Origin of the sequence: Dyella lipolytica, from assembly GCF_030160075.1 — a bacterium.
Lineage (GTDB): Bacteria > Pseudomonadota > Gammaproteobacteria > Xanthomonadales > Rhodanobacteraceae > Dyella_B > Dyella_B lipolytica.
The window spans coordinates 151,410-164,671 of record NZ_BSNQ01000002.1; the positions used below are offsets into that span (position 1 = coordinate 151,410).

Sequence of the window (13,262 nt, forward strand, 5' to 3'; positions counted from 1 at the left end):
GCACAAGCCGTGCCGTTTTTTGTTCTTCCCTGTTTGCCTGCAGAGTCTGCCGAAACGTGTTCTCGCCGACTGCGACGGCCGGCACCGTTTACTCAGTTCCAGCCGCGCTGTGCATCCAGATACTGCCGCACTACGTAGAGATCGGAGACATTGCCCGACAGCATGCGCTCCAGCGCGGAGTGTCCGCCGAACAGCGCCGATTGATTGGGTTTGTGCAGCCAGGCATCGGCCTGCTCCGGATCCGGAAAGAGGATCTGCAGTGCCTTGTAGATACCCAGCAGGTAGCTGATGCGCTCCAGCGTATCGCGCCCCAGCACGCCATCCTGCTGGCGCTTCCATTTGTAGAAGGTGGATTCCGGCGGATCACCCAGCAGCTTGCGCTGCTCGGCAATGCGCAGGTTCCAGAGCTCGGCGAGCTTGAAGAACGTGCGCAGGGCAGGGCCGCCAAGGTCTTCGGCGGGTGCTGTCAGGGATAGGGCATGGGCTGTCATGGCTAACTCTCCCAATAAAGCTTGAGGCCATTCTACTTCATTGGTGAAGTTTTAAGCAACCGGACCCTAGGGTGCCTTACCGCCTTTCGCCGCGTCATCGCCGACATCCGGCTCCGGGCCGCCTTCCGCAATGAATCGGTCGATCCGCTGCTCCAGCACGGGCAAGGGCACCGACCCTGTCGCGAGAACGGTGTCGTGGAATGCACGAATGTCGAACTTCGGTCCAAGCGCTTTCTCGGCTTTTGCGCGCAGATCGAGCAGCTTCAGATACCCGAGTTCGTACGACAGCGCCTGGCCGGGCCAGCTGATGTAGCGATCGATTTCATTGGCGATTTCGCGATCCGATAGCGCGGTGTTCTGCGTCATGTAGTCGATCGCCTGCTGGCGTGTCCAACCCAGGTGATGGATACCGGTATCGACCACGAGTCGGCAAGCGCGCCACATCTGATACGTGAAAAAACCGAACCGCTGATAGGGCGTCTTGTAGATGCCCATCTCGTTGCCCAGGTACTCCGAGTAGAGGCCCCAGCCTTCGCCATAGGCGGAGATGTAGCCGTTGCGGCGGAACGCGGGTTGATCGTGTTCTTCTTCCGCCAGTTCCAATTGCAAAGCATGGCCGGGATACGACTCATGCAAGGTCAACGCCGGCATGTTGTAGAGCGGACGCGAGGGTAGGTCGTAGGTGTTGACCAGATAGACGTCCGGACCGCCGCGGCCAGAGGTGTAGTACGGCGCGATATCCGCCGGCACCGGCTCGATGGTGAAGCGCTTGCGCGGCAGGTGGCCAAAGAATTTGCCGACTTGCCCATCCACTTCCTTAGCGACCCAAGCGGTGCGATCGAGCAATTCCTGTGGCGTCTTGGCGTAAAACTGCCGATCGGTGCGCAGGAAATGCAGGAAGTCGGTGAAGCTGCCCTTGAAGCCGGTTTCCTGCATGGTCTGCAGCATTTGTGCGTGGATCTTCGCCACCTGCTCCAGCCCGATCTTGTGAATGGTGTCGGGATCAAGATCGAGCGTGGTGTATTCGTGGATCTGCTGGCGGTAGTAGTTCTTACCGTCCGGTAGCGCCTCCGCCGCCAGCGTGGTGCGCGCATGCGGCACATATTCATTGCGGAAGAAGGAGAGCAGCTTCGCGTAGGCGGGAATCACCTCGTGGGTGATTTTCTCGCGTGCGTCGGCCTGTATTGCTGCCGCCGTCGCCGCAGGTATGGTTGACGGCATGTGCTGCAGCGGCTCGTAGAAGCTGGTCTGCGTGGGGTCTTTTTCATTGGCTACGGATGCAATGGATACATCGCGCCCGGTCAGCACGGCACGCGGCACACTGAAGCCGCGCTGCAAGCCGGCACGCATGTTGTCGATCTGCTGGTCGAAATACGCCGGCACCTGGCCGAGGCGATCCACGTAATGGCGATAGTCGCTTTCGGTGCGTAATCCTTCACTGTTCAGATCATCGCCGAGTTCGCTCCAGAACGCCGAGTCGCTATTGAACGGCATCTGCCACTGCTTGAATTGCTGATCGGCGATGAAGTTGCGGATCTGCTCGCGATACACCGCGTAGTTCACCTGATCGGCGGGTGTGAGTTGCTTCGTATCGATGGCATCGAGCTGGCTCATCACCTTGCGCCAGAGATCGAGGCGCTCCTGCTGGCTCTTCGCATCGACCTGATCCAGCCGGCCGTTGTTGGGCTGCGACTCGCCCGATGCGCTGACGCCGGCCTGTCCGGTACGCCACGCCCACTCCTGCTGGTAGATCTGCTTGAAATGCAAGTCTGCATCCTGTTGCGCCCATGCCGGCATCGCCAGAGCAAGGCCCAAGGCCATGCATCCCCTACGTGTTGCGTTGTTCACTGCGCTTGATTCCCCGTGGACGATAGCGCGGCGGTGGATGCCGACACGGCATCTTCCACGCTCCAGTTGTTGAGCGCCTGTGGCGAAAGCTGGGGCAGCGCGGCGCGCAACAGCAGGGCGCGTGTATCGTCTTTCAAGCGTGCGACGCGCAAACCCACGCTGCGCGATTGCAGCCAACTGGAAAAATCGCTGAGCGATTCCAGGGCGGTACCGTCGAGATCCGGCGATTCCTCCAGACTCAGAACCACCTGCTTGAGATCCGCACGTTGCTCCACCTGCTGCCGCGCCAGTGCCAGCACGGACTCCGCATTGGCGAAGAACAGCGGCTCTTCCGGGCGCAAGATCAAGATGCCCGGCGGCTGTACGGCATCCGGATGCTGCGCGATATCGACGAAATCATGACCGTTGGCGAGACGGCCAAGCACGCTGAGCCGCGCGACGGCGAGCTGGCGCAGCAGCAGGATCAGGCTGAAGGCGATCGCGACCAACAGGCCGTTGAGAATGCCCAGTGACAACACTGCCACCACCGCAGCCAGCGCCAGCAGGCGATCGCGTTTCCACTGCAGATAAGGCCGGAATACCGACAGCCGCCACGATTTGCTCACCGCATGAATCACGATGGCGGCCAACACCGCGAGCGGGATGCGTTCGATCCAGCGCAATAGCAGCAAGACCATCAGCAACACGCTGGCACCGGCGATCAAACCCGCCAGACGCGAGCGCGCACCGGCCGCCTCGTTGGCCGACGTGCCGGAATAACCGGCACCCACCGGCATGCCATGCAACAGGCCGCACAACACATTGGCGAGACCCAGCACGAGCAGATCGCGGTTCGGTTCCACCGGGTCGTTATGTTTGAGCGCAAAGCCGCGGATGGAACTGTATGACTCGGCGTACAGAATCAACAGCAACGCCGCTGCCAGTTCCACGCTGGGCATCCATTGGCCGCTCGCCGGCCAGGTCGGCATGCCGAGATCCATATGCAGATTGATCGCGCCGGTCAGCGGCACGCCGCGCGCCTGCAGCCAGCCGGAGGCGATGACACCGAGGGCAATGACCAGCAGACTGCCAGGCAGCCGCGGTATGCGTTCGCACACGAACAACAAGGCCAACGCCAACACACCCGCACCGAGCGTAACGACCTGCACCTGATTCGACGTCTGCACCAGATCCTTGATCAGCAGCGGCACGAAATCGCCATGCAACTCAGGCCAGCCGCCCAGATGCGGCAGCTGCTTCAGCGCGATAACGATGGCCAGGCCAAAGGTGTATCCGCGCAACACCGGGCGCGCGATGAGATGCGACAGGCCGCCCAACCGCGCAAAGCCCGCGATCAGAAAACAGATGCCGCCGAACAACACCAGCGTGGCCGCGATAGCCACGCGCGCAGCCATGGAACCGCCCGCCAACGCAATCGTTCCCGCCGCCAACACGGCCGCCGAGGAGGAGGTTGACGAGACGATGGCGAAACGGCTGCGGCCCAGCAATCCGTAGCAGATCAGACCGATGAACAGCGCGATCACACCCGCTTGCGGCGGCATGCCGGCGATGCCCGAATACGCCACCGCTTCGGGCACTAGCAAGCCAGCGATCGCCAGACCCGCCAGCACGTCGGCAACGCGTGCCGACGACGACGCTGGCGTCGCGCTCATTGGATGTGGCCGCTCCAGCCCGGCAGATAAGCCGTTTCATGCGAGTGCGACAATAGCAAGGCATCTTGGAATTGCTTGGCGGTGACGCGACCGTTCTTGAGTTTCATATGTCGCCGGAAGAAATCGGCCCAGAGGAATTCCGAGTACGGCGTGGCGTCCTTGGAATAACCGCCAGCCATGCGCACGCGCGCGGCGAGTGTGCGGAATGGATCGTCCGCCATCCCGGTGAGGCTGCGCGGAATCGCGTCGTATTCCTGCCGTTGACCGTGCTCGTTATACGGATGCGCCCAGCGGTTGAATTCCATGGTGTGCCAGAACACCGGCGTTTCCAGCCAGGAGAAATCGCGCTGGATCATCACCGGTACGGCTTTGACGCCTTCTTCATACAAGGCCAGCCCAAGGTGATGGTGGTCGACGATATAGACCTGATTCTTCGGACCCAAGACGCCGGGGAACCAGTGCTGGGAAAGCAGTTCCTTGCGCTTCTTTTTGCCGAGCTTTTCCCACTGGACGCGTTTTTGCGCCACTTCGGCCTTGCCCACCGTCATCTGGGTGGGGCGCAACTTACCCGGTGCAATCGACAACAGAGGATGACGCACGCCTGTGGACATGACATGACTCCTGCGGTGGCTCTGGTTTGCGCAGGGTACCCGAAGCGGAGAAACGGCGCGCCTATTCCAATCCGGAGTAATAGCCGCGCATGGCTTGCAGGTAGGAAGCCAGGTTGCGGTCCGCGGCGCTCTCGAATATTTCGCCCGTGTGCTCGATCCGCTCGATGCGGTCCGGGCGGAAGTTGCGAAAATCCCGCCGCAAGCGACACCAGGTGCCCAGTGTCCACTTGCCGCCCCAGAAGGCCAGACACAGCGGTTCCACCTCACGCTCGCTTTCGCGACCTACCTCGTCGCGATAAAGCAGCCGCAATACGTTCTGCGCTTCGATCGCCGCATGCAGTTGATCGATGCGGGCGGCGAAGGCGACCGATTCCTCGTCGCGCCAGATCGGCGCGTAGATGCGCGTACGCGACGAGCGTTCGCGCAATTCGGGCGGCAGCACCGCTTCGATTTTCACCAGCGCCGCCTGGGCACCAGCCGCCAGTCTCTCGCCGGCAAAAGCGCGGACGAAGCGCGTGCCGACCACCAGCGATTCGAGTTCGTCGGCGGTAAACATCAGCGGCGGTATGTCCGAGCCCTTGCGCAGCACGTAGCCGACGCCGGCCTCACCTTCGATCGGTACGCCCGACAACTGCAGGTCGGCCACGTCGCGGTAGACCGTGCGTAGCGATACGCCCAAGGTTTCCGCAAGCTGACGCGCCTGCAAAGCTGTGCGGCGTCCGCGCAGGGCGTTGATGATGAGGAAGAGACGGTCGGCTCGGCGCATGGGTACATGATCGCCCACGCAGCCATGGCGGGCCAGCACCCAAAGTCATGCGCCGCAGTCGCAATGCGTGAGACAGACATGGGCGAGCCGTGTTGATGCATGGTCTCGACTCGCCCGCTGCGCTCACGCCGCCTGCTGCGCGGCGAATTCGGCATCCTTGGCCGCGGCACGCTGCATGGCGGGACGTGTGATCACACGATCGATGTACGCGCGGATCTCCGGGGTTTCCGGGACGAGATGGAACATCGTGGTCCAATGCAAGGCGCCACCCCACAACACATCTACCGCGGTGAATCGTTCGCCGAGCAGATACGGGCCCTTGGCAAGCTGCAGTGCGAGTGTGTTGAGCACATCGTCCCAAGTGCCGTAAGGCGACGTGGAAGGCGGCGCCGGATCACGCTGTTGTGAGCGGTCGACGATTGCTGGCTCGAAACAGGAACCGTAATAGACCATCCACCGCAGGTAGGGACCGCGCAGTGGATCGTCGATGGCCGGTGCCAGTCCTGCTTCCGGATAGAGATCGGCTAGATACAGAAATACCGCCGGCTGTTCGGTGATCAATGCCTCGCCGTGACGAATCGCCGGCACCTTGCCCATCGGGTTGATCGCCCGGTACGCCGACTGACGTTGTTCGCCGGATTTGAGGTTGACCAGATGCAAGTCGTAATCCACGCCAAGTTCTTCGAGCAGCGAAAACGTGCCGCCGGAGCGACTGTTCGGCGCGTGATAGAAGGTGATTCTCGGACTCATGATGCATGCCTCCGTGATGGATGAATCAGCGATGCGGCGGTTCGACGTACGCGTTCCGCCAACGACTTGGCCGTCACCGAAAACGCGTGCAAACCCGCGGGAGTGTTTGTGGTGGTTACCAACACGCGTCGAGGGCCGGATTTGAAAGCGGGCGTCAGATGGATGGCTTTGCTGCCCTTTGTCGGCGGCGCTTGCGGCGGCTTGGGCAGACGGTACTGGCCATCCATCAGCAAGCCACGGAGATAGAGCGGGCGATAAGCGGCCAGTACACGATCGATCACGTTGTTCATAACGAACTCCCTAAGCAGCTCGAACGATTTCAGTAGCCACACCGGGAAACCACGGCGGGGGAATGGCGTGCTTGAACAGGCGGTACCAGTGCTCGCGGTCGCTGGCGTTGTAGAGTTCCAGCGTGTGGATGACTTCGCGCGCGAACTCGACGCTGCCCAGATGACTGGCGGTCGTCACGCCACCGTCACTCACGGCAAGCACATTCGCGTCGTATTGCTCGTGCCCGGCATAACTCGGCACTTCGCGGGCAATCTGGCTCGCCCAATTACCCGTATGGCGGCAGCGGTTGATCAGCCCGGCACGCGCCACCGCCAGCACGCCTTCATCGATGGCAGCGACCGGAGCGCCAGCGTCGTGCACGCGACGTGCAAGTGCGGCGACTTGATCGACCTGTGCGGGCAACCACAGGTGGCCACCGGGCAGAATGAGCAACGCCGCGGCATCCAGATCGAGCTGATCCACGCTGCCATCCGGCAACACCTGCAGCCCGCTCATCGATGTCACCGGTTCGCGGGAGAAACCGACGGTACGTACTTCCCACTCCCCGGGCCGGCGGACCTCGCTCAAGGCCAATGCCACCTGCCAATCCGCAAATCCGTCAAAAACCAGCACATAAACTGTGTCGCGCATGATCGTTTCTCCCTTTCGATGATGTGAGCTTGCGCCCCGCCTGCTGCCAGCGTGTTGTCAGCAGGAAGCCTGGCGGTCCATTCAGGCCTACGGCTGGCATCCCGCGGGCAGACCCGGGAAAATGGCTATCCCTTTGCCTGCAGATTCGCCATGAAGCCCATTTCGCTGATCCAGTTCCTGATCGAGGAACGCCGTGCCGGCCGCATCAACGCCGAACTTTCCCTGCTAATCGAAGTGGTCGCGCGCGCCTGCAAGCGCATCGCGGTGGCCACGAACAAGGGCGCGTTGGGCGGGGTGCTGGGGAATGCCGGCAGCGACAACGTGCAAGGCGAGGCGCAAAAGAAGCTGGACGTGATCTCCAACGAGATCCTGCTGGAAGCCAACGCCTGGGGCGGTCATCTTGCCGCGTGCGCATCGGAGGAAATGGAAGATCCGCAGCCGATCCCCGATATGTATCCGAAGGGCAATCACTTACTGATGTTCGATCCGCTCGACGGCAGTTCGAACATCGATGTGAATATCTCGGTGGGCACCATCTTCTCCGTACTACGTTGCCCCGACGGCATCACCGAACCCAAGGTCGAACACTTCCTGCAACCCGGTACCACTCAGCTGGCCGCGGGCTATGTGGTCTACGGCCCCGCGACTGTGCTGGTGCTCACCTTCGGCCACGGTACGCATGAGTTCACGCTGGATCGCGAAGTGGGCAGCTTCCTGCTCAGCCGCCGCGACGTGCGCGTTCCGGAAGAAACCGGCGAGTTCGCCATCAACATGTCCAACCAACGCCACTGGGAAGCGCCGATGCAGCGCTACATCGGCGAACTGCTGGCCGGCACGGACGGCCCGCGCGGCAAGGACTTCAACATGCGTTGGGTCGCTTCGATGGTGGCCGACGTGCACCGCATCGTCACTCGCGGCGGCGTGTTCTTCTACCCGCTCGATGCAAAGATCAAGAGCAAGGGCGGCAAGCTGCGCCTGATGTACGAAGCCAATCCGATGGCCTTCATCATCGAACAAGCCGGCGGCGCGGCGACCACGGGGCGCGAGCGCATTCTTGAGCTACAACCCACCGGGCTGCACCAGCGCGTGCCGGTGTTTCTTGGCTCGAAAAAGGAAGTCGAGATCGCCACGCATTACCACCGTGAAGCGGACGGGGCGCAAAGCTGAGTTCGTCGTCCCGGCGAGGCGCTTCGCGACAGCGAAGCTGGTCGAGCCGGGACGAAAATGCTTGGTGGCTCTTCAGCTCGTTGCGGTCGCAGGCGACAGTGCTTCTCCATAACGCCGCTGTCGCATCCACTTGGTGACGATCCACTTCTCGCCGCGCGTCACGGGTGAGCCACCATGCAAGGTGAGGCGATCGAGCTGGTTCTGGCTGTTGGTGTATTCGAAATAGACGGCCGAACCTTTTTTCGGCACGACTTCCAGGCCGATCTCGGGGAAGATGGTGGTACCGCCCTCTTCCACGTCATTCAAGTACATCACGAGCGTGGAGACGCGCTGACCACCGATAGTCATCTGCACGTGGCTGCCGGGTTCTTCCGGCGGAAAATAATCGAAGTGGGGTTTGTATTCACCGCCGGTGCCGTAATGCAATACCTGCAGGCCTTCGCCGTGGTCGACCGGCCAGTGCATGACTTCGCCGATGCGGCGATCGAGGCGAGTGATGAAAGGATCCGCGTTGAGGGCGAAGAAGGTACCTTCGCTGCTGCGGTCGGCGATCACTTCATGTTTGCCGCTGATGGGATCGACCGTGGTGGAACGATGCATCTTGTCGGCGGAGAGACGAATGAGCTGGTCGCACTCCTCGTCGCTGAGTACGCCTTCGAGCACGGCGATCATCGGACGATTCACGCGTGTCACCACGCGCACGTCGCGGTCGGATGTGCGAATGATATTTCCAGCGGGTAAGCGTGGCATTTCGTAGACGTAACCGGTCCCGACTTTCGGCTTCACTTCAAAAGGTGCCGCGACGGGTTCGTTGTTGGTCATGACGCCATTGACCGCTGCCCGCGCGAACACGGGATCGAAGCGGTTGCGCACCATGTCGTCGACCAGCGATTGTGGCGCGCAGCCGCGTGCCAGGTTTTCGCGGATCCAGTTGCGCCATTCGGGCGACAGGTTAGTGATGCCGTTCATTGCAGACTCCCCAGTCCACACTGTTGTCGTTTCGGTAGCGGTTTCCGCACTGCCGGCAACGATGGTGACAGGGCGAACCTCGCCCCATTGTGATCCCGTTTGCCACCTGCGTGCGACCCCTCACCGAGGTGAAGGGTCGCTATACATTCAGGCCAGGCCGTGGCTACGCAGCAGCGCTTCCGGCTCCGGCTTTCGGCCGCGGAAGGCGACAAAACTTTCCAGCGCGGGACGGCTGGCACCCACGGCCAGGATCTCGCGGCGGAAGCGCTCGCCGATGGCCGCGTCGATCACACTGTTGCCGCTGGCCGCTCGCTCTTCGAAGGCGCCGAAGGCATCCGCGCTGAGCAACTCCGCCCAGAGATAGCTGTAGTAACCCGCGGCGTACCCGCCCGCGAAAATATGGCTGAACGCATGCGGGAAGCGCTGCCAGGCGGGCGGATGCAGCACCGCTACTTCGCGTCGCGCTTCTTCCAGCACTTCGAGTGTGCGCGCACCCTTCGCCGGGTCGTATTCCAGGTGCAATAGAAAATCGAACAGCGCGAATTCGAGCTGACGCACCAGGAATAGACCCGCGTGGAAATGCCGCGCCGCCAACATGCGGTCGAACAACGCCTCGGGCAGTGGCTCACCGGTTTCCCAATGCTTGGCGAACAGATCCAGCGCTTCGCGGTTCCAGCCAAAGTTCTCCATGAATTGGCTGGGCAGTTCCACCGCATCCCATTCCACGCCGTCGATGCCGCCGACGGAAGGCAACGGGACTTCGGTGAGTAGATGGTGGAAGCCGTGACCGAATTCGTGGAACAGCGTCAGCGCGTCGTCATGCGTGAGCAGGGCCGGGCGTCCTTCGGTGGGCGGTGCGAAGTTGCAGGTCAGGAAGGCCACCGGCAACTGCAACTGCTCGCCGTCATCGAAGCGTGCGCGGCAAACATCCATCCACGCGCCGCCGCGTTTGCCGCTGCGCGCATAGAGATCGATGTACGCGCCGGCGAACACGCGACCGTCGGCGTCGGTGACGTCGTAGTAGCGAACATCCGGATGCCACACGTCGACACCGTCGCGAGGATTCAGCGTGATGCCATAGAGCCGATGCACCAAACCGAACAAACCGTCGATGACTGCGGGCAGCGGGAAGTAAGGCTTGAGCTGTTCTTCGTCGAGTGCGTATTGCTTCTGGCGCAGCTTTTCGGAGGCGTAGGCGACGTCCCAGGATTCGAGGTTGTCGAGCTGGAGTTCGGTCGACGCGAAGTCGCGCAACGTGGCGAGTTCCTTTTGCGCGACCGGCTTGGCGCGCGCCGCGAGATCGCGCAGGAAGGTCAGCACGTCGGAAGATGCAGTAGCCATCTTGGTGGCCAGCGACTCTTCCGCAGCGTTGGCGAAGCCAAGCAACTGTGCCGCTTCGTGGCGCAATGCCATGATCCGCTCGATGCGCGCGGTGTTGTCGTATTTGTCGGCGTTCGGCCCCTGATCGGAAGCACGCGTCTGGTATGCCCAGTAGACGCGCTCGCGCAGTTGGCGATTGTCGGCATAGGTCATCACCGCCTGCACGCTCGGTTGTTTGAGCGTCACCAGATAGCCATCCAAACCCTGCTCTTTGGCGTACTGGTGCAACACGGCGCGGCCGGATTCGGGAATGCCGGCCAGATCGCGTTCGTCGGTGATGTGTTGGCGCCAGGCATCGGTGGCATCGAGCACGGCATTGGAAAATTCGGTCGATAGTTTGCTCAGCTCCACGCCGATTTCGCGGAAGCGCGAACGTGCGGGTTCTTCCAGTGCGACGCCGGAGAGCTTGAAGTCGCGCAGCGCGTGCTCGACCAGGGCGCGTTGCGCGCGCGACAGCCTGGCGAATTCAGGTGCATCGGCCACGGCCTGTACAACAGCGTAGAGGTCGCGGTTCTGACCCACTTCAATGGCGTGGTCGGTGAGCTTTTCTTCGGCAGGACCATAAACCTTGCGCAGTGCCTCGCTGTCCGCCACCGAGTGCAGATGCGACACCGGCGACCAGGCCTGCGCGATGCGCTGATCGAGCCGTTCCTGGGGCAGCATCACCGAGGCAAAATCGCGTGGCGCGCCGGGTGCGGTCAATACGGCAATGCCAGCACGGCTGTCGGCCAGCAGGGCATCGATGGCAGGCGTCACTTGCTCGGGCTCGATCTGCGAAAACGCGGGGAGCGCGGTGTCGGCCAGTAGCGGGTTGTCTTGGTTCATGGAAACTCCTTCAGGCCTGACAGCGTGCTGGCGCCCCGCACCGAAATCAAGCGGGATGGTGGCTGTTTGGGAGACGACGCGTACCGTGTCACCACCGGCGTCGTACCATCGCGTGCATGCTGCCCACCGATATCCCCGCCCTGATCGGTCGCATTCCGCTTTTTGCGCATCTGAACGACGCGCAACGAACCGCGCTGGCCGGAAGTCTGCGCTGGATCTGCCTGCCCGGCGGGCAGTACCTGTTCAAAGCAGGTGAGGTCGCGGAGGCGCTGTATTTACTGCGCAGCGGAAGTCTGGGCGTGTTTGACGGCCCGACCAGCCTAATTCGCCAGGTTTCTGCGGACGATTGCGTGGGCGAGATCGGCCTGCTCAGCGGCGAAGCGTTGCGCTATAGCGTGCGCGCCCTGCGCGATTCGGAATTGCTGCGGCTGGATCGCGATCTGTTCGAACACCTGATCGAACGCCATCCGCGCGCCATGCTCGCCGTGGCACGGCAGGCGATGGACCGACTGCTGCGCCGCGAGCGCCATGTGGAAGCGCCGGACAAGCCGCGTACGTTTGCGATCCTGCCCGTCGACAATGGCGTGCCGGTGCGCGGCCTGGCCATGCAGCTGGCGCAGGCGCTGGAAGCCTATGGCAACTGCGTAGTGATCGATGCCGAGCACGGTGCCAACCGCGGCAGCGACTGGTTTGCCGAACGCGAAGCGCAGGCGCGCTTCGTGATCTATCTGGACAGCACCGGCGATGCCTCGTGGCGACTGCGCTGTCTGCGTCAGGCTGATGTGCTGTTGCTGCCTGCGCTGGCCGCACAACAGGCCCGGCCTTGGCCCGAAGCAGCACCTGGGCATCCAGCACGCGTGCGTCATCGCCCGCGCCATCTGCTGCTGATACATCCCGCACATCGGGTTTTATCCGGTTCGGCGCGCCGCTGGCGCTCGCAATTCAGCGGCGAATTGCAGCATCACCACATTTGCGGCGAGAACGATATCCCGCGCATCGCTCGGCTGATCAGCGGCCATGCCAACGGGCTGGTGCTCGCGGGAGGCGGTGCACGCGGGCTAGCCCATCTTGGCGCGTTGCGTGCGTTGCGTGAGGCCGGACACGCATTCGATGCGGTGGGTGGCACCAGCATCGGTGCGATCATCGGTGCTGGCGTCGCCAACATGTGGGACACCGACGACATGATGCGCATCTATTACGAAGCCTTCGTGCGCGGCAAACCGCTGTCGGACTGGACACTACCGTTCGTCGCCCTCACGCGTGGCCGACGTGCGGCGATGATGCTGCGGCGCGCGTTCGGGGCGCTCGACATCGAGGATCTGGAACGCCCTTTCTTTTGCGTTTCGACGAATCTTTCCGGCGAGGGCAGGGTGGTGCATCGCCACGGGCCGTTGTGGCTGTGGCTGCGCGCGAGTAGCTCGATCCCCGGCATCCTGCCGCCGGTCTTGCATCACGGACATGTCTTCGTGGACGGTGCGCTGGTCGACAACTTGCCCACCGATGTGATGGCCGAAGACGGGATCGCGCACATCACCGCGGTGAGCATCCGCGCCGACATCGAACTGCGCGCTCAGGCGGAGGAATTCGCCACGCCGCCGTGGTGGCGGCTATGGATGCGCCAGCGCCGCGGCACCGGCTGGCCGGGACTGGTGTCCACGCTGACCCGCGCGGCGATGGTCAACAGCGAGGAAACCAGCCTGCACTGCCTGGAGCGCGCGCATCTGCTGATCACGCCACCGCTGGAGCATGTGGGAATGCTCGACTGGAAGGATTGGCAGCTTGCGGTGGATTCCGGCTACCAAGAAACCCTGCGCGTGCTGGAAGCGCGCGAACGCGACGGTCTGCCGCCCGGCAACGAGAACATTACGGTTGCCGGCTAAAA

Annotated in this window: 12 protein-coding genes; 2 read left to right on the forward strand and 10 right to left on the reverse strand. The window is 62.5% G+C overall.

Annotation, left to right across the window (positions count from 1 at the left end):
* Positions 1-92: 92 nt before the first annotated feature.
* The 8 genes from QQL64_RS01240 to QQL64_RS01275 form a co-directional block, all read right to left on the reverse strand.
* Complete coding sequence (locus tag QQL64_RS01240; RefSeq protein ID WP_284395220.1) at positions 93-491, reverse strand: MbcA/ParS/Xre antitoxin family protein; 399 nt, start codon at positions 489-491, stop codon at positions 93-95.
* A 66-nt stretch (positions 492-557) separates the two neighbouring features.
* Positions 558-2,312, reverse strand: coding sequence for a DUF885 domain-containing protein (locus tag QQL64_RS01245; protein WP_284395222.1), 1,755 nt, complete (start codon positions 2,310-2,312; stop codon positions 558-560).
* A 23-nt stretch (positions 2,313-2,335) separates the two neighbouring features.
* Positions 2,336-3,991, reverse strand: coding sequence for a SulP family inorganic anion transporter (locus tag QQL64_RS01250; protein WP_284395225.1), 1,656 nt, complete (start codon positions 3,989-3,991; stop codon positions 2,336-2,338).
* Entirely contained in the window at positions 3,988-4,602 is a 615-nt protein-coding gene (locus tag QQL64_RS01255) for a ParB-like protein (RefSeq protein WP_284395227.1), read from the reverse strand. Before QQL64_RS01255 ends, QQL64_RS01250 begins: the two co-directional genes overlap by 4 nt.
* A gap of 61 nt (positions 4,603-4,663) precedes the next feature.
* Entirely contained in the window at positions 4,664-5,368 is a 705-nt protein-coding gene (locus tag QQL64_RS01260; RefSeq protein ID WP_284395229.1) for a helix-turn-helix transcriptional regulator, read from the reverse strand.
* A gap of 123 nt (positions 5,369-5,491) precedes the next feature.
* Positions 5,492-6,121 carry a glutathione S-transferase family protein gene (locus QQL64_RS01265; RefSeq protein ID WP_284395312.1) on the reverse strand — a complete coding sequence of 210 codons (630 nt, stop codon included), beginning with the start codon at positions 6,119-6,121 and terminating at the stop codon, positions 5,492-5,494.
* Positions 6,115-6,408 (reverse strand): hypothetical protein, encoded by a 294-nt coding sequence (locus QQL64_RS01270; protein WP_284395231.1) that lies wholly within the window; start codon positions 6,406-6,408, stop codon positions 6,115-6,117. The genes QQL64_RS01265 and QQL64_RS01270 overlap by 7 nt, the downstream gene beginning before the upstream one ends.
* Before the next feature lie 10 nt (positions 6,409-6,418).
* Entirely contained in the window at positions 6,419-7,039 is a 621-nt protein-coding gene (locus QQL64_RS01275) for a DJ-1/PfpI family protein (protein ID WP_284395233.1), read from the reverse strand.
* A 150-nt stretch (positions 7,040-7,189) separates the two neighbouring features.
* Here QQL64_RS01275 and QQL64_RS01280 point away from each other — a divergent pair, with 150 nt between their 5' ends.
* Positions 7,190-8,206 carry a class 1 fructose-bisphosphatase gene (locus QQL64_RS01280; protein WP_284395234.1) on the forward strand — a complete coding sequence of 339 codons (1,017 nt, stop codon included), beginning with the start codon at positions 7,190-7,192 and terminating at the stop codon, positions 8,204-8,206.
* Between the two features lie 72 nt (positions 8,207-8,278).
* Here the strand turns inward: QQL64_RS01280 and QQL64_RS01285 are convergent, their stop codons facing one another.
* Together QQL64_RS01285 and QQL64_RS01290 are read right to left on the reverse strand one after the other, a co-directional pair.
* Entirely contained in the window at positions 8,279-9,175 is an 897-nt protein-coding gene (locus QQL64_RS01285; RefSeq protein ID WP_284395236.1) for a 2OG-Fe(II) oxygenase, read from the reverse strand.
* 147 nt (positions 9,176-9,322) lie between these two features.
* On the reverse strand, positions 9,323-11,380 hold the full coding sequence (locus tag QQL64_RS01290; protein ID WP_284395238.1) for a M3 family metallopeptidase: 2,058 nt from the start codon (positions 11,378-11,380) through the stop codon (positions 9,323-9,325).
* 116 nt (positions 11,381-11,496) lie between these two features.
* Between QQL64_RS01290 and QQL64_RS01295 the strand changes: the two genes are divergently transcribed.
* Complete coding sequence (locus tag QQL64_RS01295) at positions 11,497-13,260, forward strand: patatin-like phospholipase family protein (protein WP_284395240.1); 1,764 nt, start codon at positions 11,497-11,499, stop codon at positions 13,258-13,260.
* Positions 13,261-13,262: the final 2 nt, after the last annotated feature.

Coding starts and splice junctions, on each gene's coding strand:
- QQL64_RS01240 (WP_284395220.1), bottom strand. CDS start 491: ATGACAGCCCATGCCCTATCCCTGACAGCACCCGCCGAAGACCTTGGC.
- QQL64_RS01245 (WP_284395222.1), bottom strand. CDS start 2,312: ATGGCCTTGGGCCTTGCTCTGGCGATGCCGGCATGGGCGCAACAGGAT.
- QQL64_RS01250 (WP_284395225.1), bottom strand. CDS start 3,991: ATGAGCGCGACGCCAGCGTCGTCGTCGGCACGCGTTGCCGACGTGCTG.
- QQL64_RS01255 (WP_284395227.1), bottom strand. CDS start 4,602: ATGTCCACAGGCGTGCGTCATCCTCTGTTGTCGATTGCACCGGGTAAG.
- QQL64_RS01260 (WP_284395229.1), bottom strand. CDS start 5,368: ATGCGCCGAGCCGACCGTCTCTTCCTCATCATCAACGCCCTGCGCGGA.
- QQL64_RS01270 (WP_284395231.1), bottom strand. CDS start 6,408: ATGAACAACGTGATCGATCGTGTACTGGCCGCTTATCGCCCGCTCTAT.
- QQL64_RS01275 (WP_284395233.1), bottom strand. CDS start 7,039: ATGCGCGACACAGTTTATGTGCTGGTTTTTGACGGATTTGCGGATTGG.
- QQL64_RS01280 (WP_284395234.1), top strand. CDS start 7,190: ATGAAGCCCATTTCGCTGATCCAGTTCCTGATCGAGGAACGCCGTGCC.
- QQL64_RS01285 (WP_284395236.1), bottom strand. CDS start 9,175: ATGAACGGCATCACTAACCTGTCGCCCGAATGGCGCAACTGGATCCGC.
- QQL64_RS01290 (WP_284395238.1), bottom strand. CDS start 11,380: ATGAACCAAGACAACCCGCTACTGGCCGACACCGCGCTCCCCGCGTTT.
- QQL64_RS01295 (WP_284395240.1), top strand. CDS start 11,497: ATGCTGCCCACCGATATCCCCGCCCTGATCGGTCGCATTCCGCTTTTT.